Consider the following 26,450-nt stretch of genomic DNA (forward strand, 5'->3'; position numbering starts at 1 on the left):
TTGGCGGAAGGATGAACCTTTTTGAACCTATCGGCGACAGAGCAGACAGGAGCCAGGCGGCTCGACCGGCCATGACGGCAGCGACCGAGACTGATCGCGCGCTTGTCGACCGGGTCGCGAAGGGCGACCGTGCCGCTGTTCGGCTGCTGTTCATGCGTCACCACGCGCGGGTCTACCGCTTCGTGGTGCGCCAGACGGGATCGGAAATGATGGCCGACGATATCGCAAACGAGGTCTTTCTCGAGCTGTGGCGCCAGGCGCCCGGTTTCGAAGGGCGCTCGGAAGTCTCGACATGGCTGCTCGGCATCGCCCGGTTCAAGGCGCTGTCGATGCTTCGCAAGAAAAAAGAAGACTGGATCGATGACGATGATGCGGCGCAGGTTCCCGACGGCGCCGACACGCCGGAAGTCGCCACCATGAAGGAAGACAAGGGCGCCGCCTTGCGGCGCTTCGTCGATGCCTTGCCGGAGGAACACCGCTCGGTGATCGACCTTGCCTATTACCATGGACAGTCGGTGACGGAGATCGGCGAGGTGCTCGGCATCCCGGTCGCCACCGTCAAGACCCGAATGTTCTACGCCCGCAAGAAACTCGGCGAAGCCCTCAAGGCCGCCGGTTACGACAGGGGGTGGCCATGAGCAATCCTGAAGACATGAGCGCCGCTGAAAATATGTCGCGCCGCGACGAAATGGAAACGCTGCTGCCGTTCTACCTGAACGGCTCGCTGGAAGGCTCGGACCTCGAAGCCGTCGAGGAATGGCTGGCGAGCGATCCGGCGGCGATGGCGGCGCTTGGCGAGGCTGAGGCGGAATTCTCCGGCGCCACCGCCGCCAACGAGGCGATCCGGCCACCGGCCGATGCGCTCAGCCGCTTTGCCAGGGCGCTCGACACCGAAGCCGGACCGGTCCGCGCTCCCGCGGGCCGTTCCTGGCTGCCGCAGGCACTCGGCCGTTTCATGGCGGTGCCGGTCGGTGTCGCCTGGGCGGCAGCGGCGGTGCTGCTGGCGTTGGTCGTGGTGCAGTCCTACGTGCAGACCGGCGGCAAGAGACATGATTTCGAGATTGCCGGCGCCGAGGATGATCTGGCGAAACTGCCGTTCGCGCTGGTCAAGTTCAAGCCGGATGCGAAGATGTCCGACATCGCTGTCTTCCTCGACCAGAACGCGCTGAAGATCGCCGGCGGGCCGGCCGCCTCGGGCGTCTTCCGCATTGCCATCCCGGTCAAGACCGGAGCAGACTACACCAGGCTCGTCGGCCTTATTGCCGCCCAGCCGTTCGCGGAGACTGTGATCGAGGGAAGGAAACCGGTTGATGGCAGCTAGGGCGGTCATTCGATTTGCGGCGATCCTGGTGGCGGCGACGACAATCGTCGCAGTGCCGGCGTCGGCGCAGACCAATGATCCCAATGCCGGCCGGGCCGACTGCACCGACGCGGCCGGAGCGGCGGCTGCCGACTGCCCGAAAGACGGCAATGAGGCCAACGTCGGCGGCGAACCAGGCGCAGTTACCCTTCCGGCCCTGATCGTCGACCTGTTTCCCAACCCACCGGCTCCCGAAGCGCCCGTGCCGACGCCACGGCCGTCAGCGCCGCCTGCCGACACGCAGGCCGGGCCACCCGCCGGCGGGGCGATCGTTTCGCCGACCGATCTTGTCGCGACCGCGCCGCGCCGTGCCATCGCCGGCGAGTTCGTGCCCGACGAGGTGCTGGTGACCGTCGACGGCGATGCCGGCGCCGTCCAGCAGATCGCCGCCTCCTTCGGCCTTGAAGTGCGCTCGCAGCGCCAGTCGCGGCTGCTCGGCACCACACTGGTGCGCTTCGGCATTCCCGACGGCCGCCCGGTCGGCGCCGTGCTGGCGCAGCTGGCCGCCGATGGCCGCACCCTGCGGCGCGAGCCAAACCATATCTATTCGCTGCAGCAGGCGGCCGGCATCGTCAACTATGCCTTCGAGCGCATTCAGCTCGACAACAAGCAAGCCAGTGGCGAAAACGTGCGCATCGCCGTCATCGACACCGGCATAGACGACACCAATCCGGCGCTGTCCGGCGTCATTGCCGACCAGTTCGACGCCATGCCCAACGTGCCGGTCGAAAAGCGTGACCACGGTACCTCGGTCGACGGGCTGATCGCCGGCGTCGGCGCGCTCGAAGGCATGGCGCCCGGCGCCAGGATCTATCACGCCCGCGCCTTCGAGGACGGCAGGTCGACCATGGATGTCATCCTGTCGGCGCTCGACTGGGCGGCGGACCAGAATGTCAGCATCATCAATATGAGTTTCGTCGGCCCCAAGAACGATCTGCTCGCCACCGCCTGCCGCAATGCGCGCGGGCTCGGCATCATCCAGGTCGCTGCTGCCGGCAACAACGGGCCGAAAGCGCCCTATGGTTACCCCGCCGCCTATGAAGGTGTCATCGCGGTCACCGCCACCGACGCCAAGGACGGGCTTATGCAGCAGGCCAATCGCGGCGCTTATGTCTTCATCTCGGCGCCCGGCGTCGAGATGGTGGCGCCGAGCGGCGCCGGCTCGGACGTCGTCACCGGCACTTCGTTTGCCGCCGCGATTGTCTCCGGCGCCATCGCCAACCTGATCCACGCCTCGCCCGAGCGCTCGGCTGACGACATCGAAAAGGCGCTTGCCGCCACCGCCAGGGATCTTGGCCCGAAAGGCCGCGACAAGGATTTCGGCTATGGCCTGCTGGATACGAAGGCGGCGGCTGCGGCCCAGAAGTGAGCCTGCGAATTCAGAGCGCCGGACCTAACCGGACAGGGCTGCCATCATGGAAGCGTGACAGGCGGAAGCGGCTGAGGTCGTGTCCGGTCTCGTTTCCCTGAATCATGTCCGCAACGACGCGGCCTATGCCAGGCCCGATGCCGAAGCCGTGACCGCTCATCCCCGTCGCGACGAAAAGGCCGCCGACTGCCTCTACCCGATCCACGACGGGGACGACGTCGGGCATGGCATCGATCATGCCACCCCAGCTTGCCTTCAGGCGAACCGTCTCGAACTGCGGAAAGAGGTGCTTGAACTTGCGTTCTATCGAACGCAGACGGGCCGGTTCCGGGGCCGGGTCGAGCACCCGCATTCTCTCGAAAGGGCTGTGCGAATCCGGCGCCCAATCGCGCGGCGTCGACCAGGCATCGGGGTAACCTGACGGCGCGAACGGAAAGTAGCGTGTCCCCAGCGGATTGTCCCTCAGCGCAGGAAGGTATTTGGAGGCGTGCCGGAATGCATCAGGTCCCAGGTAATGCAGATGGCTGCCGCCCGCGGCGAGCGTGTAGCCGCCATCCTGCCGGCGCCGGAAAGCGATGTGTTCGTCAGTCGCCGCGCCTGCATAGATTTCAGCCAAGGGGTCCGTTGCGGCTGCGGTTACCCTGACGCTGAGCTGGGGGATGGAGACGCCGTGTCTTCTCAGGAACAAGGATGACCAGGCACCTCCCGCGACCAGCACGCTGGAGGCCTCGATATACCCCGTCTCGGTCCACACGCCCTTGACCTTGCCGCCTGAGATTTCGAGGGTTCGCGCTGCGCAATTCTCGACGATTTTGACGCCTTTTCGCACGGCGAGCCGGGCAAGTGCGGGCACCGCCAGCCAAGGCTCCGCCCGCATGTCGGAGGGCGTCGTCATCGCGCCCTTGAATTTGCGCGACATGCCTTTGATGAGTGTCGCGGTTTCGTCTGCATCCAGGAGACGGGTGTCGAGCGCATGGATCGCGGCGATCTTCATGAAGGCTTCGAACCCGGCCATGTCCTTGTCGGTGTTCGCCAGGTAGGTCACACCTGTCTGGGTCAGGCCGATGTCCTCGCCGCATTCCTCAGCCAGTTGCCGCCACAGGCGAATGGCCTCGATGACGATGGGCAGTTCATCCGCGTCTCGTCCCTGCTTTCGGATCCAGCCCCAGTTTCGGGACGACTGTTCGGCCGCAATGCGTCCCTTTTCCAGCAGCGTCACCGGGATGTTCCGCTGTGCCAGGAAAAGCGCCGTCGCCACACCGATGATGCCGCCACCGACAATGACCACCTCCGACGTTTTCGGCGGTGGGCCAGGATGCCGGATTGGATCCGTTTCGGAGAACGGGAATATGGGCAAGTGGCGCACCCTGAGGACTGGTTGATGGCTCTGGCTTACTGGTTGCCACCCACTCGAAGCCAAATCAAGGACAGGTCCAGGCAGACCGTTGTCCCAACGAAGTCAATCTATCTGCGGGCAACATCCACATGGGTGAACTTGCCCAGCGGAGCAATTGGATTAATCCCTAAACCGGCGCGCCGGCGACCGAGCCTCTCACCACCAGGTCGACAGGCCAGACCTCGCCCCGCGCCCCTTCTTCCAAGCCGGAAATGCGCGCTGCCAGGCGTTCGGCGATGCGGGCGCCGGCGAGGCGGATCGACGAGCGCGTCGTCGACAGCGGCACGGAAAAATTCTCCGGCTTCAGCCATGGAAAGACGTCGTCATGGGCAATCAACGACAGGTCGCCGGGAATGGTCAGGCCAAGGTCGCGCACCGCGCGCACGACGCCGAGCGACATGATCAGGCTGGAGCAGGCGATCGCCGTCGGCCGCTCGCTCTGTTCGAGCAGGCGCCTGGCGGCGCGGTAGCCGTTCTCCTCGGTCATGGTGAGTGAACAGACATGGCGCTCGCCGAGCGTCAGGCCGCTCGCGGCCAGCGCCCTGCGCATGCCGCGCTCGCGGTGGATGGCGAAGGTCTCGCGGTCGTCGCCATTGATCAGCGCCAGCCGGCGGTGGCCGAGCTGAACCAGCAGCCGGGCGGCGTCGTGGAAGCCGCCCTCATTGTCGATGTCGGTGAAGGGGTAGTCGAAATCGAAGCCTTCGCTGCGGCCATGGACGATGAAGGGAATGCCGAGCGTGTTGACCAGCGCCACCCGCCGGTCGGCCGGGCGCGGCGAGGAGATGTAGACGGCGTCGACCTGGCGGTTGGCGACGATGCGGCGATAGGTGGTTTCCTGGTCGTCGGCATCGGCCGGCGACAGCACCAGGTCGAGCTCGTGCGAGCGGGCATAGTCGCCGAGACCCGACAGGAACTCGACGAAATGCGGGTCGATGTCGACGGAGGCGCCCGTCGGCAGCACATAGCCGATCATGCCCGTCTTGCCGGTCGCCAGCCGGCGCGCGCTCGGGTTGGGCCGGTAGCCGTGGCGCTTGGCGGCATCCACCACGCGCCGGCGGGTTTCCTCGTTGACCTCGGGATAGCCGTTGAGCGCACGGCTTACCGTTGTCTGCGACAGGGCCAGCATATGAGAGAGCTGCTTCAGGTTCACTGGGAGGCCTCCAAGCCTCAAAGCGCTTTTAATTTTTAATCTCTGTGGCCGCCAAGACGAGCGCAACGGAACTGGGCGACCATACGCACTGGTCCGGCCAGTTTGAAGCAAATTGTGCTGTTGCAGCGCGAAAATACTTTGCTGCAGCGCACTTTAGCAACGTCTCGCCACTAAAATTAAATCGATTAGCCCACCGCCCTCTTGACTTCCAGCCGATTCAATGGCGAGATCAAAAAGGCCAAAGCGCTTTGGAAGACTCTTCGAAAGGTTGCGGTTCCTTTCTGAACGAGTCACAGTCCTGCAGCGTCGGCGGGCGGAATGGAGGTTCCGCCCGGGTGTATGTGTCCACACTGGGAGGAATACCGATGAAGAAGATGCTTCTGCTTGGCGCAGCGTTTGCCACACTCGCCTTGTCCCTGCCGGCGCAAGCCGAACTGAAGTTCAAGCCCGGGGAAGACAAGCGCTTCAACTGGGCCAATTACGAAGAGCTGAAGAAGGTCGATCTCAAGGGCGAGACGCTGACCATCTTCGGGCCCTGGCGCGGCGAGGACGAAGGCCTCATCCGCACTGTTCTCGAATATTTTCAGGAAGCCACCGGCGCCGAGATCAAATACTCCTCGTCGGAAAATTACGAACAGCAGATCGTCATCGATACCCAGGCCGGCAGCCCGCCCAATATCGCCGTACTGCCGCAGCCGGGCCTGATCCAGGATCTGGCGTCCAAGGGCCTTTTGACGCCGCTGGGCGACGACACCGCCAAATGGATCAAGGACAATTACGGCGCCGGCCAGTCATGGGTCGATCTCGGCACCTTCAAGGACAAGGACGGCAAGCCGGGCTTCTTCGCCTTCCCCTACAAGGCCGACGTGAAATCGCTGGTCTGGTATTCGCCCGACAATTTCGAGGAAGCCGGCTACAAGGTTCCCAAGACCCAGGAAGAGCTCGCCGACCTCGAGAAGAAGATCATCGCCGACGGCGGCACGCCGTGGTGCATCGGCCTCGGCTCAGGCGGCGCTACCGGCTGGCCGGCGACCGACTGGGTCGAAGACATCATGCTGCGCACCCAGGCGCCCGACGTGTATGACAAGTGGGTAAAGAACGAGATCCCGTTCAACGATCCGGCGGTGGTCAACGCCATCGACATTTTCGGCAAGATCGCGACCGACGACAAGATGGTCGACGGTGGGGCCAAGGCGGTTGCCGCGACCGACTTCCGCGACAGCCCGAAGGGCCTCTTCTCGGTGCCGCCGAAATGCTACCTGCACCATCAGGCATCGTTCATCCCGACCTTCTTCCCGGAAGGCACAAAGGTTGGACAGGACGCCGACTTCTTCTACTTCCCGCCCTATGCCTCGAAGCCCGAGCTCGGCACGCCTGTGCTCGGCGCCGGCACGCTGGCCATGATCACCAAGGACTCGAAGGGTGCACGCGCGTTCATCGAATTCCTGAAAATGCCGCTGGCACATGAAATCTGGATGGCCCAGGGCGGCTTCGTCACGCCGCTCAAGTCGGTCAACAAGGATGCCTATGCCAGCGACGCGCTGAAGAAGCAGGGCGATATCCTCGCCAATGCCTCGACCTTCCGCTTCGACGGTTCGGACCTGATGCCGGGCAAGATCGGCGCCGGCGCCTTCTGGACCGGCATGATCGATCTGGTCGGCGGCAAGTCGGCGCAGGATGTCGCCACCGACATCCAGAAGAGCTGGGACGCTATCAAGTAGTCAGCTGGCAAGCAGTCAGCTGGCAAGTAATCACTGCCAAGTAATCAGCTGCTTTGGCGGCAAATTCAGGACTTCCTCCACAGACTGGATGCGGGCCGCTATGGCCCGGATCCGACCGGCGCCTTACGCCGGACCGATTTGCGTTCGTTCGTTTCAGAATAACTTAAATCGGCGCAGAGCCACATCGCCAGGGCTGTTCAAGGCCCGGCCGATCATGCGCAGGGAAGAGGGACCCATGGCTGCTCAGATCTTATCGGCCATTTTTGTCATCATCATCGGCGTCGGCGGCTGCGTCGCCTATTTCTGGGGCGCCAACAAGCTGGTCGACCTGATATTCCCGTCGCGCGGCGTGGCAGGGGCTGCGGCCATCGACAATCTGCGCCGGCAAGGACTGGTCCGTCCGTGGCTGTTCGTCGGCCCGGCGATGATCATCCTCACCGTCTACCTGATCTATCCGGTGGTGGCGACGCTCTGGCTGTCCTTCCTCGACCGCGGCGGCCAGCATTTTGTCGGCTTCGCCAACTATGAATGGGCGTTCGGCGACCGCGAGTTCCGCAACTCGATCCTGAATAATATCATCTGGCTGGCGGTGGTGCCCGCCGCCTGCACCTTTCTAGGGCTGATAATCGCCGTGCTCACTGACAAGATCTGGTGGGGCACGATCGCCAAGAGCCTGATTTTCCTGCCGCTGGCGATCTCCTTCGTCGGCGCCAGCGTGATCTGGAAATTCATCTACGAATATCGCGGCGAGGGCCAGACGCAGATCGGTCTGCTCAACGCCATCATCCAGTATTTCGGCGGTCAGCCGCAGGTCTGGATATCGCTGCCGTTCTGGAACAATTTCTTCCTGATGATCATCCTGATCTGGATCCAGACCGGCTTTGCCATGGTCATCCTGTCTTCGGCGTTGCGCGGCATCCCCGAAGAGACGCTTGAAGCCGCGGTCATCGACGGCGCCAATCCGTTCCAGATCTTCTGGAAGATCATGGTGCCGCAGATCTGGGGCACCATCGCCGTGGTCTGGACGACAATCACCATCCTGGTGCTGAAAGTGTTCGACATCGTGCTGACCATGACCAATGGCCAGTGGAACAGCCAGGTGCTGGCCAATCTGATGTTCGACTGGATGTTCCGCGGCGGCGGCGATTTCGGCCGCGGCGCCACCATCGCCATCATCATCATGATCGCGGTCATCCCGATCATGGTCTGGAACATCCGCCAGGCGAACAAAGAGACGGGAGGACATTGAGATGGCCGTCGCGACCGGGAAGTCCTTTGCCAGCCGCTTCGGCGTCCACATCGCCGTGCTCGTCTTCGTCGCCATCTGGACCGTGCCGACGCTCGGCATCCTGGTCTCGTCACTGCGCGACAAGGACCAGATCATCGCCTCGGGCTGGTGGAACTCGTTCTCCAGCTCCAGCCAGACCGAAGCCGGCCGCCTGCCGCCGGCCTCGGCGCAGGTCGAGAAGGACGGCAAGTTCGTGCTTGCCGGCAACATCTTCGGCGACGGTGCTGCGCGCAACATCAGCGCCTTCGGCGTCAAGTCGGCGGCACCGACGCAATATCCGGCCGGCACCACTGCCGATCTCGGCGACGGCGTGACCTTGCAGCTCAATGCCGACGGAACGTTCGTCATGAGTTCGCCCAAGGCTTTCGAAGGCGACCGTGGCCAGCGCGTCTATTACGCCTCGTCGGCGCCACCGAAATTCACCACCGACAATTACAAGACCGTGCTGTTTTCGGAGGGTATCGGCCGCTCGTTCATAAACTCGCTGACCGTCACCATCCCGGCGACGGTCATCCCGATCCTGATCGCCGCCTTCGCCGCCTATGCATTGGCGTGGATGCGTTTTCCCGGCCGCGCCTTGCTGATCGCAACAATCATCGGCCTGCTGGTCGTGCCGCTGCAGATGTCCTTGATCCCGCTTTTGAAGATCTACAACGGCGTCGGCATCTTCTTCGGTGTGCCGTCGAAAACCTATCTCGGCATCTGGCTGGCGCATACCGGCTTCGGCCTGCCCTTCGCCATCTATCTCCTGCGCAGCTATATTGCCGGCCTGCCGCGCGAGATCATGGAATCGGCGCGTATCGACGGCGCCAGCGATTTCGAAATCTTCGTCAAGATCGTGCTGCCGCTGTCCTTCCCGGTGCTGGCGTCCTTTGCGATCTTCCAGTTCCTGTGGGTGTGGAACGACTTATTGGTGGCAATGGTTTTCCTCGGTACCGAAGGGGATCAGATCGTGCTGACCGCGAAGCTCAACGCACTGCTCGGCTCGCGCGGCGGCGACTGGGAAATCCTGACGACATCGGCCTTCGTCACCATTATCGTGCCGCTGATCGTGTTCTTCTCGCTGCAGCGCTATTTCGTCCGCGGGCTGCTGGCCGGCTCGGTCAAAGGAGGTTGAGACTTATGCAAGCCGCTTTGAAGGCGACCTCGAAGCCCGATCTCGCCGTCGGTCGCGACTGGTGGCGGGGCGCGGTGATCTACCAGATCTATCCGCGCTCCTATCAGGACTCCAATGGCGACGGCATCGGCGACCTCAAGGGCATCATCCGCAGGCTGCCCTACATCGCCTCGCTCGGCGTCGACGCCATCTGGATTTCGCCCTTCTTCAAGTCGCCGATGAAGGATTTCGGCTACGACGTCTCGGACTATTGCGACGTCGACCCGATGTTCGGGACGCTCGCCGATTTCGACGCGCTGGTTGCGGAAGCCCATCACCTCGGCCTCAAGGTGATGATCGACGAGGTGCTGTCGCACACCGCCGACAACCATCCATGGTTCAAGGAGAGCCGCGCCAGCCGCGGCAATCCGAAGGCCGACTGGTATGTCTGGGCCGACGCCAGGCCGGACGGCACGCCGCCCAACAACTGGCTGTCGATCTTCGGCGGCTCGGCCTGGCAGTGGGACACCAGCCGCCAGCAATATTACCTGCATAACTTCCTGTCCGAGCAGCCCGATCTCAACTTCCACAATCTGGAAGTCCAGGACGCGCTGCTCGACGTCACCCGCTTCTGGCTGGAGCGCGGCGTTGACGGCTTCCGCCTCGACACCATCAATTTCTACTTCCACAGCCAGGGGCTGGAGAACAATCCGCCGCTGCCGCCCGAAGAGCGCAACGACCAGACAGCACCTGCGGTCAATCCCTACAACTACCAGGACCATATCTACGACAAGAGCCGGCCGGAAAACCTTGCCTTCCTCGAACGGTTCCGGGCGCTGCTCGACGAATATCCGGCGGCCGCCGCGGTCGGCGAAGTCGGCGATTCGCAGCGTGGGCTGGAAGTGGTCGCCGCCTACACCGCCGGCGGCAAACGCGTCCACATGTGCTATTCCTTCGATTTCCTGGCGCCGGAAAAGATCAGCGCCGCCAAGGTGCGCCAGGTGCTGGAAGCCTTCGGCAAGGTCGCCAGCGACGGCTGGTCGTGCTGGGCCTTTTCCAACCACGACGTGATGCGTCCGGCCTCGCGCTGGGCCGCCGACGAGGCCGACCCGGCCGCCTATCTGAAGGTTATCTCGGCGCTGCTGATGTCGCTGCGCGGTTCGGTCTGCCTCTATCAGGGAGAGGAGCTTGGGCTGGGCGAAGCCGAGTTGCAGTTCGAGGATCTGCAGGACCCCTACGGCATTCGCTTCTGGCCCGAATTCAAGGGCCGCGACGGCTGCCGCACGCCGATGGTGTGGGATGCAACCGCCAGCAATGCCGGCTTTTCGACGGCCAAGCCCTGGCTGCCGGTGCCGGGCAAGCACTTGTCGCAAGCGGTCAATGTTCAGCAGGGCGACGCGGCCTCGCTGCTCGAGCACTACCGGCGCTTTCTCGGTTTCCGCCGCCAGCATCCGGCCCTGGCCAAAGGCGACATCGAGTTCATCGAAAGCGAGGGCGACACCGTCGCCTTCACCCGCCGTGAGGGCAATGAGCAGATCGTCTGCGTCTTCAATCTGGCCAGCAAGCCGGCCGAGGTCGATCTCGGTGGTCAGGCGCTGCTGCCATTGGCCGGGCACGGTTTTTCGGGACAATCCGGCACAGGTTCCATCCGCCTCGGCGGCTACGGCGCCTGGTTCGGGCGCATCGACTGAGTTTTTGACGAAACTGGATTTTTTGAGGAAATCCAGGTTCTCTAGGGAAATCACTGGGAGGAAATTATGGCCGATGTCACGCTGAGACAGGTGAAGAAATCATACGGCAATCTGCACATTCTCCACGGCATCGACCTCGACATAAAGTCGGGCGAGTTCATCGTCTTCGTCGGCCCGTCGGGTTGCGGCAAGTCGACCTTGCTGCGGTCCATCGCCGGGCTTGAGGAGATCACCTCCGGCGAGCTGAAGATCGCCGGCGAGGTGGTGAACGACGTGCCGCCTTCCAAGCGCGGCATTGCCATGGTGTTCCAGTCCTATGCGCTCTATCCGCACATGACCGTCTACGACAACATGGCCTTCTCTATGAAGATCGGCAAGGAAAGCAAGGCCGAGATCGACAAGCGGGTGCGGCAGGCCGCCGAAATCCTGCAGCTGACCAAATATCTCGACCGCCTGCCCAAGGCGATGTCGGGCGGCCAGCGCCAGCGTGTCGCCATCGGTCGCGCCATCGTGCGCAATCCGAAAGTGTTCCTGTTCGACGAGCCGCTGTCGAATCTCGACGCGGCGCTGCGCGTCGCGACCCGCATCGAGATCGCCAAGCTCAAGGAATCGATGCCTGCCACGACCATGATCTACGTCACCCACGATCAGGTCGAAGCGATGACGCTCGCCGACCGCATCGTCGTGCTGAAGGATGGCCATATCGAGCAGGTCGGCACGCCGATGGACCTCTACAAGAAGCCCGGCAATCTGTTCGTTGCCCAGTTCATCGGCTCGCCGGCCATGAACATCCTGCCGGCGACAATCGACAGGACGGGCAACCCGACAATCGTCAGCCATGTCGGCGGCCGCAAGGCAACGGTGCCGATCGCAACGCCGGCGTCAGCAAAGGGTGCGGCAGTCAGCTTCGGCGTGCGGCCGGAGGATCTGTCGGCCGCCACCGGCGCGGAATATCTTTTCGAGGGCGTGGTGGACTATGTCGAGCAACTCGGCGAGGTGCAGCTTGTCTATGTCGATATCGGCCGCGCTGACCTGCCGTTGGTGACCAAGCTGCCCGGCAATGTCGAGGTCAAGCGCGGGGCAAAGCTGCGACTGACCGCGGATGCCGGGGACCTGCACATCTTCGACGCCGATGGGCACTCCTTCTCGCTCAAGCCGGTGGAAGTGAAGGCGGCTTGAGATAGCTGCGTCGTACAGGCATGAAAAAAGAGCGGCGGGCCAGGCCCGCCGCTCTTTTTTAAGCTTCGGCTGTTAGTTGTTGCCGAACCGATCCCTGTCGCTGCTCTGAGGAACGAACTTCTGTTGGTCGTTCGACGAGTTCAGCAGCTTGTAGACCGCCGACTTGGTGCCGGTCGACGAAGTGCGGGTGGTGTCGACGGCAGCGGCCGGCTGGTTGGCGCCATTGGAGCCATAATTGTCGCTGCCGGCAAAGGCAGCGCTCGAAACAGCCAGAACGGCTGCGGTGGCAAGAACGATCTTCTTCATTTTAGTCTCCTGAATTTTTCTGATGCCGCCAGCTGCAGCGGATAAGCCCGCCACGTGCTGGAAACCGGCTTTTAGCGGCCGAAAAGGTTACGGTCGGCACCGTGGGCAGGCGCCTGCTCGGCTGGAGCCGACTTCTCAACCGAAGCCGTATGGCCACTATCGGTCGACGTAATCGCAGGCTGGTTGGCGCCGTTCGAACCGTAGTTGTCGCTGCCGGCGAAAGCGCTGCCGGAGATGGCCAAAACGGCGGCGGCAGCAAGGATGATCTTTTTCATTTCAAATACTCCTGAATTTTTTGGGATCCCGAGAGCGACGGGTTAGCCGCCCTTCTTTGGTCGGGATCAGCGATTGCCGTAGAGGTCGCGGTCGGCGCCCTGAACGACAGGCTGCTTGTCAGCGTGCGCCGGCTTCTGAATGGAAGCCGTATACGAGCTGTCGACCGAGACGGCTGGCTGGTTCGCACCATTGGAACCGTAATTGTCGCTACCGGCGAAGGCGCTGCCGGTGATCGCCAAAACGGCTGCGGCAGTGAGGATGATCTTTTTCATTTTTAGTACTCCAGTTTGTCTGTCCGTCTAGCGGCGTGTCTTGGGAGGAATTCGCGTCGTTCGGACAGCCCCGATGTGGGAAAGCCATAGGCTGGTTTCCAATCACGAAGTTGTTCCGTGTGGACCACGGTCCTGCACCTTGAAATTGTGCCAGGAAGTTCCTCTATGGTCATTTATCGCATTGTTTTCAGTTGCTTATGTCGAACCGAGTGGTTCGCTCCGGTGTCGGTTTCCGGGCCGTCGTTCACACCATCCTGCACGCATTGTCAACAGAAACGAACCGTTCGGTTCGATTAGAGATTGCTAGTAACTTTTCGATACCGTTGAGCCCTTTTTGCCCCCGATCGGAACTGGATCCGCAGCGATTCGGCGATGATAGCGCCGCAAGACAGGATCTCAGCCCTTCGGTGGTCGGCGGGGCGTATGCCGCGCGTGTCGCGCCGCATGGATATGATGTCGCTTTCATGCCGACGTCGCGATCGCTGCCGTGATTAGATGATCGCATCTCAGGTGCCGCTTCGTGACGACGCAGCGGAGAATTGGGAAGCCGGTCAGAATCCGGCGCTGCCCCCGCAACGGTGGTGGAGTTGAAGTCGCAACGGGAGACCACTGGGCAGCAGCCTGGGAAGGTGTCGCGATGGTCCGCAAGGACAACTCCAGAGCCCGGAAACCAGCCCGAGATGCCTAGACTCGACTGATCGCGGTGGGCGGTCAAGAGGTGGATAGTGCATGTCCGGCGCCGCGCCGGCCTGCGTCCGATCCTTCCTCCATCACCACCAAGTTCAGTCCTTAAACCACGAGGACAGAACTATGGATACGCGCAACGACATGCTGAGGCTCCTGAACGGCCGCAAGCAAGGCTTTTCGCTGGAACAGCCCTTCTACACCGACCCGGACTATTTCAAGCTCGACATGGAGCTTATCTGGTATCGCGACTGGCTGTTCATCGGCCATGATTGCGAACTGCCGAAGCCCGGCAGCTATATCACCGTGCAGATCGGCGGTTATCCGGTGGTGCTGGTCCGCGACCAGAAGGGCAACATCAACGCCTTCCACAATTCCTGCCGCCATCGCGGCAGCCGTGTCTGCAACACTGAGAAGGGGATGGCGGCAAAGCTTGTCTGCCCTTATCACCAGTGGACCTACGAGCTTGACGGCCGGCTGCTGTTTGCCCGCCAGATGGCCGACGGTTTCGACAAGAGCCAGTTCGGCCTGAAGCCCGTCGCTTGCGAGAGCGTCGGCGGTTACATCTTCATCTGCCTGGCGAAAGAACCTGCCGACTTTGCGCCGATGCGCGCCATGATAGAGCCCTACCTCAAGCCGCACAGGCTGAATGAAGCCAAGGTCGCATTCGAGAGCACCATCATCGAGAAGGGCAACTGGAAGCTGGTCTGGGAAAACAACCGCGAATGCTATCACTGCGCCGGCAATCATCCGGAGCTGTGCAAGACATTCCCCGAAGCGCCGACGGTGACCGGCGTGCAGGGCGCCGACAGCGATCCGGAGATGCTGGCGCACTGGGCGAAATGTGAGGCGGCGGGCCTGCCGAGCAAGTTCCGCATCGATCCGGCCGGGCAATACCGCGCCACCCGCGCGCCGCTGCTGCGCGATGCCGTCAGCTACACGATGTCGGGAAAGCGCGCGGTGACGAAGAACCTGTCCGACACTGTTGCCGCCGACCGCATCGGCACCTTAATGCACTACCACTATCCGACGACCTGGAACCACATCCTGATCGACCATGCGGTCACCTTCCGGGTGCTGCCGATCAGCGCCACCGAAACCGCGGTGACGACCAAGTGGCTGGTGCACAAGGATGCGGTCGAGGGCGTCGACTACAACCTTGAAGAGCTCACCCACGTCTGGACCGAGACCAACGACCAGGACCGCCGCATCGTCGAGGAAAACGCCTTCGGCATCCTGTCGCCGGCCTATGAGCCCGGCCCCTATTCGGAGCTGCATGAGGGCGGCGTGATCCAGTTCGTCGAATGGTACGCGGCCTTCATCGGCCCGCGCCTTGCCGAAGGCGGCCGGCCGGCGCTGCGCAGCGTCGCGTGAGCTGGAGCAGGCGAGGAAGGACCGGAGGATGATGCGATGACGGATCTTGGGCTCTATCGCCATCTTGACCAGATGGCGCCGTGGAACGACAGGCTGCAGGTGCTGGAAGTGACCGGCGTCAGCGACGAGGCGCCCGACGTCAAGACCTTCACCTTCCGCTCCGACAACCAGACCTGGTTCCGCTACAAGCCGGGCCAGTTCTTGACGCTGGAACTGCCGACACCGGACGGGCCACTGATGCGCACCTATACGCTGTCGTCGTCGCCATCGCGGCCGTTTTCGATCGCGGTGACGGTCAAGGCGCAGGCCGGCAGCATCGGCACGCGCTGGATGTTCGACCATCTGGTGCCCGGTTCGCATGTCAAGGCCTACGGACCGGCCGGCGACTTCTCGTTGCACAGCCACCCGGCGGCCAAATACCTGTTCATTTCCGCCGGCTCCGGCGTGACGCCGATGATGTCGATGCTGCGCTGGCTGAACGACTGCGCGCCATGGACCGATGTCGGTTTCGTCAACTGCGCGCGGCGTGCCGAAGAGATCATCTTCCGCAAGGAACTCGAACTGCTCGGCGGCCATATGCCCGGCCTGTCGCTCGGCTTCATGATCGAGGAACGTTCCAGCCGCGAGGGCTGGTACGGTCATATGGGGCGCATCGACGCGATCCGGCTGCCCTTGCTGGCTCCGGATTTCCGCGAGCGCGAAATCTTCTGCTGCGGCCCCGATCCGTTCATGCGCGCCGTGCGCGGCATGCTGGATGCCGCCGGCTTCGACATGACGAAATACCATCAGGAGAGCTTTGCCGCGCCTGTGATGGAGGAAATTCCGGCGCCGTTTGCCTCCCCGGTCGAGGACGGCATCGCTGCACCTGTCGAAGCCGTGACGCCGATCCGCTTCTCGCTTTCGGAGGTCGATGCCGAATGCGTCGCCGGCCAGACCGTGCTGCAGACCGCGCGCAGCTCGGGCGTGCGGATTCCCGCCGCCTGCGAGTTCGGCCTGTGCGGCACCTGCAAGGTGAAGAAGGTCTGCGGCGAAGTCGAGATGAGCCACAATGGCGGCATCCTCGACCACGAGATCGATGACGGTTTCATCCTTGCCTGCTGCTCGAAACCGCTGTCGGCGCTCGAAATCGAGGCTTGAGCCGGTCGACTTCGCCGCAACGGTCGCCGACGCAGGCGTTGTGTTCGCGGGTCTTTGTCTTGCCAAGCATAGGCCGAGTGATTTAGACGCACTTAGGAAGGGCTGGGCAGACCGTGAAACCGGCGCATCCCTTCATGGGCGCATGGAACGGGGACAGAGCGATGCAACAGCGGGTCTACGCGGTCGCAAGCAAGGACATCGTTTTCGAATCATTCGATGGCGAAGCCGTCGTTCTCGATCTTTCGAACGGTAAGTATTTCGGCTTTTCCGATTCCGGCAGCCGGGTCTGGCAGGCTTTGTCGTCCGGCGTCGCCACTGAAGCGCTGGTCGGAGCTGCCGCGGGCGCCGCAAAAATAAGCCTGGCCGACCTCGAAAGCTTCGTTGCCCGACTGCTCGATTTCGGGTTGCTTGCGCCAGCCGAAACACCGGCACAACCGCTTTCGGGCGAGCTGTCGTCTGCGCTTGCTGCCAGCAATGAGCCGCTCAAGGTCGATGTCCACGACGACCTTGCCGATCTCATCATTGTCGACCCGATCCATGAGGTCGAGGAACCTCTCGGCTGGCCGGCGGTGAAACAGGCATAATCGTTTCCCTAAAGCGCGTCGCGTTTGACGGACTCAGGCGACGCGGTTTAGATCTTTGATTTTATGCATGTCGTCGTCTCAAAACCGGGGCCACCCCGAGCGACATGCATCAGGCGACCCGGCGCAATTCTGGACGCTGAACAACCAACACATGCCTTTGATCACGCTGCAAACCCTGCCGGATTATGCCCGCCATGTGCTGGCGGCCGCGGAAAGCGCCGCCGCCTTCTATCCCGTTACCGCCGGGGTGCGGTTGCCGGGACTGGACCTGAGTGTCCACCTCGACCATGGCACGCTGGCGGAAGCCATGAGCCATGCCTTCATACCGGCCCCGGAAAATCCGTCTGCATCTGACGGCTGCCGCATTTTCGTCGCCCACCCGGCCATCGATGGCGTCCCCGCCCCGGCTACCTGGGGCCGAGGCGATTACAACCATCATGCCTTTGCCAACCGGCTGGAAGAGGCCGGATTGCGCGGCAGCTACTATCATGACCTCGACTTCTGGCAGTTCCATGATCCGCAACGCCATGTCGGGGCGCAGCTGATGATGTCGGCCGACGCCTTTCCGCCATGGGAACAAGGGGCGCCGCTGCGCGCCTTCCTGCATTGGGAATATGCGGCGCGCGGCATGCGGCTCACCCATGCCGGCACGCTGGGCATCGATGGCAAGGGCGTCCTGCTGGCGGGCTCCGGCGGTGCCGGCAAATCGGGAACGGTCGTCGCCGGCCTGCTCAATGGGCTCGATAGCGTCGGCGACGACTATGTGCTGATCGACCGGACCGAGGGGGTGACGGCCTATCCGCTGTTTGCCACGCTCAAGCAGGATCCGGAGGGCTTCAGGCGGCTGAAGCTGGAGGGTCGGCTAAAGTCGTACCAACCGCTGAACTGGCAAGGCAAGCATGCCTTTCACATCGACGAGATCGCGCCTCGACCAACTCCTGCAAGTCTGGACATTATTGCTTTGATAGTGCCCCATATCAGGGGAGGTGCGAGAAGCTCGGTCATGCCCATATCGCGCAAGGATGCCATGATCGCCCTGGCGCCGTCAGGAATCGTGCAGATGCCGGGCGAGCGGGAAGCGGGCTTTCGCTTTTTCAGCGAGCTTACCCGCGATCTGCCATGCTACCGGCTGTCGCTGGGGACCGAGCCGCGCGAGATCGCCGGCACGATTGCGGATTTCGTCCTTCGGGGCGCTGCATGAAGTTGAGCGTCATCGTGCCGGTCTACAATCGGGAGATCTATGTCGTTTCGACGTTGCGGTCCCTGCTCAGGCAACGCGACGATGCCGATCTCGATATCATCGTTGTCGACGACGGGTCGACGGACAGCTCCGTTGAAGCCGTCCGCGCCATCATGCGGGAAGCATCGTGCATCCGCCTGTTCCAGCAGGCCAACCAGGGCGTGGCCAACGCGCGCAACACAGGGCTGAAGCAGTTGCTGCCGCAAACCGAACTGGTGTCGTTCCTGGATTCGGACGACGTCTCGCCGGCTGGACGATTCAAGGCTGGCCTACCCCTGTTCGCGGCCGACCCTGCGCTCGAGCTGACCTACTCGCTGATGACGCGCGTCGATCTCATGGACGACGAAACCCTGCAGCCGGCACGGGGCGGCGCAGGTCCCACCGTGCGCGGCGTCAGCCTTAGCGCCGGGATATTCCGCAGGGCACTCATCGACCGTACAGGTGCTTTCGACGAGGAGTTCCGGCAGGGCGAAGACGCCGACTATCTGCTGCGCATTTTCGAAACCAGCCCAAAGCACATTTTTCCCGACACCGTCGCGGTATACTACCGGCGCCACCCCGGCAATTTGACCAAGCAAAGGGATGTGGCGGTGCGCGAATATCTGCGTGTGATTCAGAAATCCTTGCGGCGGCGCAAGGCCGATCCGTCGCGGCGCCCGGTCGAGGGGCTTTTCGAGATCAAGCGCCCGGCAGAGTGGTGAAAGAATGAACAGATCACAGCCTGGAATGCGTGCGTGAAGCTGAGCGTGATCATGCCGGTCTACAACCGCGAACGCCATGTCGGCTCGGCGCTGCGCTCGCTGCTGAGGCAGCGCGACGCCGCCGATCTCGACATCATCGTTATCGATGACGGTTCGACCGACAGTTCGGCGGCGGTCGTGCGCTCGCTGATCGCGGAGGAGCCGTGCATTCGCCTTTTCCAGCAGGAGAATGCCGGGGTGACGCGGGCGCGCAACGCGGGCTTGCGGCAATTGCTGCCGCAGACCGGGCTGGTATCGTTTCTCGATTCGGACGACATTTCCCCGCCCGGCCGCTTCAAGGCGGATCTGGCCTGTTTCGACGCAGACCCCACCCTCGAGCTGACCTATTCGCGCATGACGTTGGTCGACGACATAGATGACGATACGCTGGAGCCGACAGCCGACAGCCACTCGGTGACGGTTCGCGGCATTCACCTGTCTCCCGCTATCTTCGTCCGGCGGTTGGTCGAACGCATCGGCAGCTTCGACGAGGATTTCCACCAGGCCGAGGACACCGACTATCTGCTGCGCACTTTCGAAAGCGGGCCGAAATTCACGATGCCCGACACTGTTGCGCTCTATTACCGGCGCCATCCCGGCAACATGACCAGGCAGGCCGATGTTCCTTTTCGCGAATTCATGCGCGCCGTCTACAAGTCGATGAAACGGCGCGAGGCCGACCGCTCCTTGCACCCTGTCGACGGCATCTTCGATTTCAAGGAACTTGCGAATTGGCGTTTCCTGTGATGGCCAGCTACGGCGTCGTCATTCCGGCCTTCAACGCGACCGCCACCATCGCCGAGACGCTGCGATCGGTCGCGGCCCAGACGGTCCAGCCCGACGCCATAATCGTCGTCGATGACGGCTCGACCGACGATACGGTCGCGGTGGTCAATGCGCTGGGCATGCCGGTGCGGGTGTTGCGCCAGGACAATGCCGGACCAGGCAGCGCCACCACCAGGGGCATCGCCGCGCTGGCGACGCCCTTCGTCGCCACGCTCGATGCAGACGATCTGTGGCTGCCGACCAAGATCGAAAGGCAGCTGGAGCATTTCGAGCGGTTTCCCGCGACGGCAGCAGTCTTTGCCCACTGGCGGACGTTTCGCGATGATAAGCCCGATGTGCAACAGGACGTGGCCGTGGCGGGCTGGTCGCGCACGACGATGATGATCCGCCGGGAGGTAGCCGAGGCCGTCGGTCCGATCATCGACCCGCAAGGCGGTCGCGGCGACATGGTCGACTGGATCGCCCGTGCCCGCGAGGCGGGCTTTGCGCTTGCCATGCTCGACGATGTCCTGACCTTGCGCCGCATCCGGCCCGACAGCATGTCCTATGGACGCGACCCCGTGCGCGATCGCGGTTATCTCGAAGTCGTAAGGCTGGCCATGCAAAGGCGAGCAGCGAAAAAGGCGAGCGCCGACTGATGGCCAATGCCATGCGCCGTATCGGCCGCCGCTTTCCGGACTATGGCTGGTCGTGGCCTACCGGCGGCCTCGACCAGTTGCTGAAGGCCGCATTGCTCCCCGATGAAGAGGCGGCCGGGGGCTATGCGGCGCGCTGGCTCGACGAGAACGATATCGACCATGCTGCTTTCCGCGAGCATCGGCTGCTGGCCGCGATCTCCGACAGGTTCGGCCGCAAGCTCGCTGGGCATCCGGCCTATCCACGTCTTGTCGGCCTGCAAAAGATGCTGTGGACCAAATCGCGACTGGCTGCGCGCGAGGCCGAGCCGGCGCTACAGGCCATGATCGACGCCGGCTGCGCGGTGATGCTTATCAAAGGCGCCAGCCGCATCGCCGTCAACGCGTCGGCGCAGCGCGGCCGGGTGGCGCATGACATCGACATACTGGTGCGCCCGCAGGACATGATTGCCGCCTTCGATGTGCTTAGCGAACGCGACTGGCAGATCGCCACCGGCGTCAGTCCGCAATATCTGCGCACCAGGCTGGCGTCCTTGCGTTCGATGAATTTCTTCAAGGGCAGTTTCGGCGACATCGACCTGCACCAGCTCGCTTATGACGGGTCGCAGCAAAGCGCGGAAGATGATCTGGCGATCTGGCAGCGGGCGCTGTCAGCCGACTTCAATGGCGTCCGCGTGCTTGTTCCCTCTCCGGCCGACCGCATGGCGCTTGCCATCGCCCATGGCGGCCTCGATGCCCACACCCACAGCGACTGGCTGGTCGACTGTGCGGTCGCCATCGAGAGTGGCGCAGTCGACTGGGGCGTGTTCGCCGACATCATCGCCAAGCGGGGTCTCGCCGTCGCCGCGGCGGTGGCGCTCTCCTATCTCTGCCTGGAGATCGGCATTGCGGTGCCGGAGGCCGAACTTGCAAAGACGATTGAGTTGGCCGACCGCGCCTGCCTGTCGCGCTGGTCCTCGGTGCTGCAGGCCAAGCCGCGCACCGATTTCGGCGGCCTCGTTTGGCTGTCGCGCGGCTTTGCCAAGCAGTTGCGCCTGAAACGCAAGAAGGGCCGCCTGCAGCAGCCGACGCCCGCCGTCTGGCGCGGCAGGCCGACATTGCGCAAGGCAAGAGCAACGTCGGCGCCGTTTGCACTTTCCCAGCCCCTGCCGCGTCCGGACAGGACTGGAGAGATGGTGCTGGACGTCACCGTCAGGATCGTCGTTCCACCAATCCGGCGCCGCATTGAGATGGAAATCAATGCCGGCGGCGGCCATGTCGCCCGCCTGCGTTCCATGGTGATCAGCCGCGCCGGCGGCGGACGTGTGCTGCGCTTTCGCGGCAAGGTAACGGTGGACGACACCGGCCGGCCTCTGGTGATCGAAGCACGGCCATCGCGCCAGTTCCGCAACTGGGACAATGAGGCCGAAGTCGCCGCCTATGGCGCGCTGCCGTTCCAATTGCTGTCGGCAAGGTTTTCACCCGCCTGAGAGCGGGTCGCTGTTTCCATGAAACATTGAACCACTGTGGCCCTCTCAGACGCCATAGCGCTCGGTGCGGATGATTTCCGCTGATATGCCGGCGTCGATCAGCGCCCGGGCAGCCGCCGAGACGAAGGCGTTCGACCCGCAGACGAAGGCGAGCGCCGGCGGCCGCGGCAGCCGCGTGAGCGCCTGCATGACCATTGCCGTGTCGATGCGCCTCGAATAGTCGGACGGGCGCCGTACGGCCTCGCGCGTCAGCGTCAGCACCAGCTCGAACCCGTCGCGGCGGTCACCGAGACCGATCAGCTCGTCGCGGAAGATCACCTCGTCCCAGACCCGCACCGAAAACATCAGCGCCACCGGCACCGCCGATTTGCGCAAGGTTCTATGCCGCACCATCGCCATCAGCGGCACCACGCCGGAGCCGCCGCCGACCAGAAGCAGCGGCCCGCCATCCCCATCGGACCAGACGAAATGGCCGCCGAGCGGCCCGCGCAGTTCGATCTCGTCACCGACAGCGGCGATGTCGTGGAAGAAGGGCGAGACTTCACCATCGTCGAGCTTCTCGATAGCCAGCTCGATCGTGGCGCCGCTCTCCGGCGCCGAAGCGATGGAATAGGAGCGGCGCGCCTGGTAGCCGTCAGGCGCCGTCAGCCTGACGTCGACATGCTGGCCGGCGCGATAGGCGAATGGCCGTGACAGCGCGAAGAAGAAACTGGCAACGCGTGGCGTCCGCTTTTCGATTCGGGTGATTTTCGCCGTCTGCCAGGGAGATTGCGGCGCTTCGCTCATGGATCGCCGCTATAGCGCTGCTCGCGCCACGGGTCGCCATAGATGTGATAGCCGCGCAATTCCCAGAAGCCCGGCTCGTCGCGCTCGGTGAACTGCAGTCCGTTCAGCCATTTGGCCGATTTCCAGAAATAGAGATGCGGCACCAAGAGCCGCGCCGGGCCGCCATGGTCGGCAGTGATCGGCTTGCCTTCATAAAGCAGCGCCACAATCGCCTTCCCCGCGGTGAGATCCTTGGCCGGCACGTTGGTGGTGTAGCCGTCATAGCCATGCGCCAGCAGGAAGCTGGTCGGCGCTTCGATACCGGCATCGGCAAGGATGTCGTCGACCAGCACGCCTTGCCAGGCGGTATCGAACTTGGTCCAGGCGGTAACGCAATGGATGTCGCGCGTCATCTTGGTCAAGGGCAGCGCGTTGAACTCGGCCCAGTTCCACTTCTTGATCGGGCGTGGCCCGTGCTTGAGCGTGAACGACCAGTCCTCGGTGCGCACGCGCGGCGTCGGCCCCGCCGACAGCACCGGAAAGCCCTGTTCGAGATACTGACCGGGCGGAATGCGCGCATCGGTCTCCGTCGGAGGCTTTCGACCGGAGGAAAAACCGCGAGTGACCATTTGACTGTCCGTTTTTAGCAGGCCATTGCCGGCCTGCCGTAATGTTCTCGAAGATGTCGCGGCGGGCAATAGGAATTTCGGCGGCCGTGCGGCAGGCCTGTCGGTGGTCCGGCGAGCCTGCCATGATGTCTCAACCGGCGGCGAAGGATACGGCGACGAAGATTTGCGCGTCGCCGCGATCGATCAAAAGCAGCACCGACTTCCGGCCCGATCTGCCGGCCTCGGCGATCGCCTGGTTGGCTTGCCGCGCATTCCGCACCGGCGACTGGTCGACGGCGACGATGACGTCGCCCGGCTGCAGGCCCGCATTGGCGGCTGCCGTGTCCGGATTGACGCGCTCGACCACGGCGCCACGCTGGTTCCGATCACAATGTCGTCAGCGGCCTTCGGTGCGCCTGAGATAGGTTGTGGCGATCTCGCGCATCCGGTTGCCGTCGAAGCTCGGCCCATGGCCGCCATGGCCGAGGCGGACAGGCAGGTCGAGGAGCCGCTGCATGGTACGGCGATAATCAGGCCGGGAGGAATCCGGCAGGTCGTCGATCAGCATGGAATCGTAGATGGCGTCGCCGGCAAAGAACAACCCGTCCGTCTCTTCGAACAAAGCGATCGAATCCGGCGAATGTCCGGGCAGATGCAGGACGCGGAACTGCCGGTCGCCGAGGTCGACGATGTCGCCCTCGTCCAGCGTGCGCGTCAGCGGCGCCGGCGGGATCTTGTAATCGGCCGCCGTCCAGCCCGGCGTCGGCAATTTCGAAACGGCGCCGTCGAGATTACAAAACATGTAGGCGTAGGTCACTGCCTCGTTCATGGTCTCGAAATGCTCGGCACTGTGCCGCGGCCCGGCGCGCAGCGGAAACTCGTGCAGCGAGCCGACATGGTCGAGATGGATGTGGGTGGCGACAACAATGAGCGGCTTGCCCTCGGGCGTGTCGATCTCAGGCGCCAGCGGGCAGATGCCCATGCCGGTGTCGACCAGCAGGTCGGCGTCGCGTCCGCTGAAATGCCAGATGTTGGCGCGCACGAAATCATGCACGAACGGCTCGGTCAGCATCGTCGTGCGGTCGTCGATGATCGTCTTGCCGAACCAGTCGCCGACAACGCGCTCGCCACCAAAACGGACGCCGCCAAAACGGCCGCCCATCAGACGAAGGGCTTTCCCACCTTGTATTTTTCCGGCACCAGCCGCTTCAGGTAAGCCATGCCCGCTTCCGAAAGCTGGTTGACATCGGGCTTCATGAAATCGTCGGGCATATGGCGCGTCTTGCCGGCGACGTTCTTCAGCGGCACCTTCTTCAGCACGGTTTTCGTGCCGTCATATTGCAGCGCCACCGAGCCACCGCCTTCGCCGGCAACGGCAACCGCGAAGGCGCCGGCGTCGAAAGCCTCCTGCGCGTCGACGGCACTGATCGCGCCGACATAGCCGCGCGGCATGTAGCCAAGCGCATCGACGCGGGCGCGCTTGCCCGGCAGGCCTTCGGCGAGCGCACGTTCCAGAGCTGACGGCAGGTCGCTGCCCGACAGTTTGACGTTGCCATGCGCGTCGCGCTCGAGCTTGTCCGGCGGCACCAGGCTTTCGACCAGCGCCTTGCCGTCGGCGGTGCTGACACCTTCGGAGACGGCGACGATGCAGCGCTTGTGGCGGTCGAGCGTGGAGCGCACGTCGTCGATGAAACCGGCGGCGGAGAATGGCCGTTCCGGCACGTAGACCAGATGCGGGCCGCTGTCGGGATCGAGCTGCCAGGCTGCAGCCGCCGCGGTGAGGAAGCCGGCATGCCGGCCCATGACGATGCCGACATAGATGCCGGGCAATGCGCGGAAATCGAGATCGACGGACAGGAAGGCGCCGGCGACGAATTCGGCCGCCGAGATGAAGCCCGGCGTGTGGTCGTTTTCCTCGAGGTCGTTGTCGATGGTTTTTGGCGCATGGACGAAAGCGATGCTGCCGCCGGCTGCGTCGGTCAGGATCTGCTGCGTGCCCGACGTGTCGTTGCCACCGATGTAGATGAAAGCGTCGGCGCCGGCCTTCTTCAACCCGTTGAGGATGACTTCGCAATAGGCAGCGTCGGGCTTGTCGCGTGTCGAGCCGAGCGCGGCACTCGGCGTGCCGGCGATCAGCCGCAGCCGGTCCTCTGGGATGGCGGAGAGGTCGACATAGTTGCCGTCACGAATGCCGCGCACGCCGTGGAGCGAGCCCAGCACCTTGGCGCCGGGATGGCGCTTGCGGACTTCCAGCGTGGCCCCGACAACCGTCTGGTTGATGACGGCGGTCGGGCCGCCGCCCTGTGCGATGACAAACGTTCCAGCCATGCTCGATCTCTCCCGGCGCTGTGGTTTTCAAGGCACCTTGGCCTAGCTTGCCGCATCGCGCAACGGGAGTTTCCACCGGCGCCAAACCGCCGCACAGGATCAGACGACGACGACCGGGTTCTTCTTGGAAACGCGACTGTAGAGGTCGATGATATCCTGGTTGATCAGGCGCACGCAGCCCGACGACATCGCCTGGCCGATGCTCGCCCATTCCGGCGAACCGTGTATGCGGTAGCCGGTGTCCTTGCCGTCCTGGTAGATGTAAAGAGCGCGTGCGCCGAGCGGGTTGGTGAGGCCACCGGGCTGGCCGTTTTGCCACTTCACCAGTTCCGGCTTGCGCTGGATCATCTCCGGCGGCGGCGTCCAGGTCGGCCATTCCTTGCCGTACTGGATGTTGGCGCGGCCGGACCAGCGGAAGCCGTCCTTGCCGATGCCGACGCCGTAGCGAATGGCGTCGCCGCCCTCCTGCACCAGATAGAGCTTTCGCTCCTGCAGATGGACGACAATGGTGCCGGGCGCCTCGCCGGTCTCGTTGACGACGATCTGGCGGCGGAACTCCGGCTTGACCTTCTGATAGGGCACCGCCGGCACTTCGAAGCCGCCATCGTTGAGCGAAGCGTACATGACATCGGGGCCGGTGACGTTCTTGTCGACGCTGATCGCCGGACGGATCGGCCGCACCGAGCCGGTGACCGTGTCATCCAGCTGGAATTGCGGCAGCTCGAGCGTCGAAGTGCTGCAGCCGGCCATGCCGAGCAGCGTCATGGCGCCGGCCCCTGACAGGACGAAGCGGCGGGAATAGAGATGTTCGGTCTCGTTTGCGTCGCCATTTGCTGGCGGCGTCACATTCTGCGGCAACTCACGCATGCACCCAAACCCTACGCTGTCGGCGGGAAACACGGTCCGGCCGGATAGCAGGCAGTTTCGCCAAACATGGTTGAAAAAGGGTGAAGGCCCCAACGACCGGTCTTAAGCCTGTGCCGCCAATAGCGCAGC

26 protein-coding genes, 1 pseudogene and 1 riboswitch are annotated in these 26,450 nt (G+C 63.4%); of the genes and pseudogenes, 16 read left to right on the forward strand and 11 right to left on the reverse strand.

The annotated features are described in order from the left end of the window. Positions 1–71: 71 nt before the first annotated feature. From NKJ77_RS16410 to NKJ77_RS16420, 3 genes are read left to right on the forward strand one after another with little or no spacing between them, the layout of a single operon-like run. Positions 72–638, forward strand: coding sequence for a sigma-70 family RNA polymerase sigma factor (locus NKJ77_RS16410; protein ID WP_023683483.1), 567 nt, complete (start codon positions 72–74; stop codon positions 636–638). A 14-nt stretch (positions 639–652) separates the two neighbouring features. Beyond that, positions 653–1,321 carry an anti-sigma factor gene (locus tag NKJ77_RS16415; RefSeq protein ID WP_352535514.1) on the forward strand — a complete coding sequence of 223 codons (669 nt, stop codon included), beginning with the start codon at positions 653–655 and terminating at the stop codon, positions 1,319–1,321. Then, entirely contained in the window at positions 1,311–2,729 is a 1,419-nt protein-coding gene (locus NKJ77_RS16420) for a S8 family serine peptidase (protein WP_352535466.1), read from the forward strand. Before NKJ77_RS16415 ends, NKJ77_RS16420 begins: the two co-directional genes overlap by 11 nt. 10 nt (positions 2,730–2,739) lie before the next feature. On the opposite strand, the gene NKJ77_RS16425 is transcribed toward NKJ77_RS16420, so the two are convergent. Together NKJ77_RS16425 and NKJ77_RS16430 are read right to left on the reverse strand one after the other, a co-directional pair. After that, entirely contained in the window at positions 2,740–4,086 is a 1,347-nt protein-coding gene (locus NKJ77_RS16425; RefSeq protein WP_023831256.1) for an NAD(P)/FAD-dependent oxidoreductase, read from the reverse strand. Between the two features lie 166 nt (positions 4,087–4,252). Then, positions 4,253–5,275 (reverse strand): substrate-binding domain-containing protein, encoded by a 1,023-nt coding sequence (locus NKJ77_RS16430; RefSeq protein ID WP_023684299.1) that lies wholly within the window; start codon positions 5,273–5,275, stop codon positions 4,253–4,255. Between the two features lie 365 nt (positions 5,276–5,640). Here NKJ77_RS16430 and NKJ77_RS16435 point away from each other — a divergent pair, with 365 nt between their 5' ends. The 5 genes from NKJ77_RS16435 to NKJ77_RS16455 all read left to right on the forward strand — a co-directional run bounded on the left by NKJ77_RS16435 (position 5,641) and on the right by NKJ77_RS16455 (position 12,250). Further along, on the forward strand, positions 5,641–6,996 hold the full coding sequence (locus NKJ77_RS16435) for an ABC transporter substrate-binding protein (protein WP_023668892.1): 1,356 nt from the start codon (positions 5,641–5,643) through the stop codon (positions 6,994–6,996). A gap of 235 nt (positions 6,997–7,231) precedes the next feature. Beyond that, positions 7,232–8,245, forward strand: a complete 1,014-nt coding sequence (locus NKJ77_RS16440) for a carbohydrate ABC transporter permease (RefSeq protein ID WP_023668891.1) — start codon at positions 7,232–7,234, stop codon at positions 8,243–8,245. 1 nt (position 8,246) lies between these two features. Beyond that, a complete protein-coding gene (locus NKJ77_RS16445; RefSeq protein WP_023715517.1) occupies positions 8,247–9,401 on the forward strand; it encodes a carbohydrate ABC transporter permease in 1,155 nt (384 codons plus the stop codon). A 5-nt stretch (positions 9,402–9,406) separates the two neighbouring features. Then, positions 9,407–11,071 (forward strand): beta-galactosidase BglA, encoded by a 1,665-nt coding sequence (bglA, locus tag NKJ77_RS16450; protein ID WP_031195265.1) that lies wholly within the window; start codon positions 9,407–9,409, stop codon positions 11,069–11,071. Between the two features lie 66 nt (positions 11,072–11,137). Then, complete coding sequence (locus tag NKJ77_RS16455; protein WP_023668888.1) at positions 11,138–12,250, forward strand: ABC transporter ATP-binding protein; 1,113 nt, start codon at positions 11,138–11,140, stop codon at positions 12,248–12,250. A 72-nt stretch (positions 12,251–12,322) separates the two neighbouring features. Here the strand turns inward: NKJ77_RS16455 and NKJ77_RS16460 are convergent, their stop codons facing one another. The 3 genes from NKJ77_RS16460 to NKJ77_RS16470 form a co-directional block, all read right to left on the reverse strand. After that, complete coding sequence (locus tag NKJ77_RS16460; protein ID WP_023831253.1) at positions 12,323–12,556, reverse strand: DUF680 domain-containing protein; 234 nt, start codon at positions 12,554–12,556, stop codon at positions 12,323–12,325. A gap of 71 nt (positions 12,557–12,627) precedes the next feature. Next, positions 12,628–12,831: a DUF680 domain-containing protein gene (locus NKJ77_RS16465; protein ID WP_023668886.1), complete on the reverse strand. Its 204-nt coding sequence runs from the start codon at positions 12,829–12,831 to the stop codon at positions 12,628–12,630. Positions 12,832–12,897: 66 nt separating this feature from the next. After that, entirely contained in the window at positions 12,898–13,104 is a 207-nt protein-coding gene (locus NKJ77_RS16470) for a DUF680 domain-containing protein (protein WP_023668885.1), read from the reverse strand. A 491-nt stretch (positions 13,105–13,595) separates the two neighbouring features. After that, positions 13,596–13,797, forward strand: a riboswitch (cobalamin riboswitch). Between the two features lie 117 nt (positions 13,798–13,914). Between NKJ77_RS16470 and NKJ77_RS16475 the strand changes: the two genes are divergently transcribed. The 8 genes from NKJ77_RS16475 (at position 13,915) to NKJ77_RS16510 (ending at position 21,753) form a co-directional block, all read left to right on the forward strand. Continuing rightward, positions 13,915–15,162 carry an aromatic ring-hydroxylating oxygenase subunit alpha gene (locus tag NKJ77_RS16475; RefSeq protein ID WP_023725911.1) on the forward strand — a complete coding sequence of 416 codons (1,248 nt, stop codon included), beginning with the start codon at positions 13,915–13,917 and terminating at the stop codon, positions 15,160–15,162. 36 nt (positions 15,163–15,198) lie between these two features. Next, positions 15,199–16,299 (forward strand): FAD-binding oxidoreductase, encoded by a 1,101-nt coding sequence (locus tag NKJ77_RS16480; protein ID WP_023831251.1) that lies wholly within the window; start codon positions 15,199–15,201, stop codon positions 16,297–16,299. A gap of 161 nt (positions 16,300–16,460) precedes the next feature. Then, complete coding sequence (locus tag NKJ77_RS16485) at positions 16,461–16,883, forward strand: PqqD family protein (protein ID WP_023696905.1); 423 nt, start codon at positions 16,461–16,463, stop codon at positions 16,881–16,883. 151 nt (positions 16,884–17,034) lie between these two features. Further along, positions 17,035–18,084 carry a hypothetical protein gene (locus NKJ77_RS16490; protein WP_023831250.1) on the forward strand — a complete coding sequence of 350 codons (1,050 nt, stop codon included), beginning with the start codon at positions 17,035–17,037 and terminating at the stop codon, positions 18,082–18,084. Continuing rightward, on the forward strand, positions 18,081–18,824 hold the full coding sequence (locus tag NKJ77_RS16495; protein ID WP_023831249.1) for a glycosyltransferase family 2 protein: 744 nt from the start codon (positions 18,081–18,083) through the stop codon (positions 18,822–18,824). The genes NKJ77_RS16490 and NKJ77_RS16495 overlap by 4 nt, the downstream gene beginning before the upstream one ends. 33 nt (positions 18,825–18,857) lie before the next feature. Further along, positions 18,858–19,610, forward strand: coding sequence for a glycosyltransferase family 2 protein (locus tag NKJ77_RS16500; protein ID WP_352535467.1), 753 nt, complete (start codon positions 18,858–18,860; stop codon positions 19,608–19,610). Continuing rightward, complete coding sequence (locus NKJ77_RS16505; protein WP_245266112.1) at positions 19,595–20,287, forward strand: glycosyltransferase family 2 protein; 693 nt, start codon at positions 19,595–19,597, stop codon at positions 20,285–20,287. Before NKJ77_RS16500 ends, NKJ77_RS16505 begins: the two co-directional genes overlap by 16 nt. Beyond that, positions 20,287–21,753 (forward strand): nucleotidyltransferase family protein, encoded by a 1,467-nt coding sequence (locus NKJ77_RS16510; RefSeq protein ID WP_023831246.1) that lies wholly within the window; start codon positions 20,287–20,289, stop codon positions 21,751–21,753. The genes NKJ77_RS16505 and NKJ77_RS16510 overlap by 1 nt, the downstream gene beginning before the upstream one ends. Before the next feature lie 45 nt (positions 21,754–21,798). Here the strand turns inward: NKJ77_RS16510 and NKJ77_RS16515 are convergent, their stop codons facing one another. The 6 genes and pseudogenes from NKJ77_RS16515 to NKJ77_RS16540 form a co-directional block, all read right to left on the reverse strand. Further along, positions 21,799–22,539 carry an FAD-binding oxidoreductase gene (locus tag NKJ77_RS16515; protein WP_023831245.1) on the reverse strand — a complete coding sequence of 247 codons (741 nt, stop codon included), beginning with the start codon at positions 22,537–22,539 and terminating at the stop codon, positions 21,799–21,801. Then, a complete protein-coding gene (locus tag NKJ77_RS16520) occupies positions 22,536–23,147 on the reverse strand; it encodes a sulfite oxidase-like oxidoreductase (protein WP_023831244.1) in 612 nt (203 codons plus the stop codon). The genes NKJ77_RS16515 and NKJ77_RS16520 overlap by 4 nt, the downstream gene beginning before the upstream one ends. 130 nt (positions 23,148–23,277) lie before the next feature. After that, positions 23,278–23,496: pseudogene (locus NKJ77_RS16525) on the reverse strand (PDZ domain-containing protein); the annotation flags it as partial. 27 nt (positions 23,497–23,523) lie between these two features. Further along, positions 23,524–24,288 (reverse strand): MBL fold metallo-hydrolase, encoded by a 765-nt coding sequence (locus tag NKJ77_RS16530; RefSeq protein WP_050591992.1) that lies wholly within the window; start codon positions 24,286–24,288, stop codon positions 23,524–23,526. Beyond that, on the reverse strand, positions 24,288–25,454 hold the full coding sequence (locus NKJ77_RS16535) for a diphosphate--fructose-6-phosphate 1-phosphotransferase (RefSeq protein ID WP_023831241.1): 1,167 nt from the start codon (positions 25,452–25,454) through the stop codon (positions 24,288–24,290). Before NKJ77_RS16535 ends, NKJ77_RS16530 begins: the two co-directional genes overlap by 1 nt. A gap of 99 nt (positions 25,455–25,553) precedes the next feature. After that, a complete protein-coding gene (locus tag NKJ77_RS16540) occupies positions 25,554–26,321 on the reverse strand; it encodes a L,D-transpeptidase (RefSeq protein WP_023668871.1) in 768 nt (255 codons plus the stop codon). Between the last annotated feature and the right edge of the window lie 129 nt (positions 26,322–26,450).

Source organism: Mesorhizobium sp. M0052 (assembly GCF_040323255.1).
GTDB lineage: Bacteria > Pseudomonadota > Alphaproteobacteria > Rhizobiales > Rhizobiaceae > Mesorhizobium.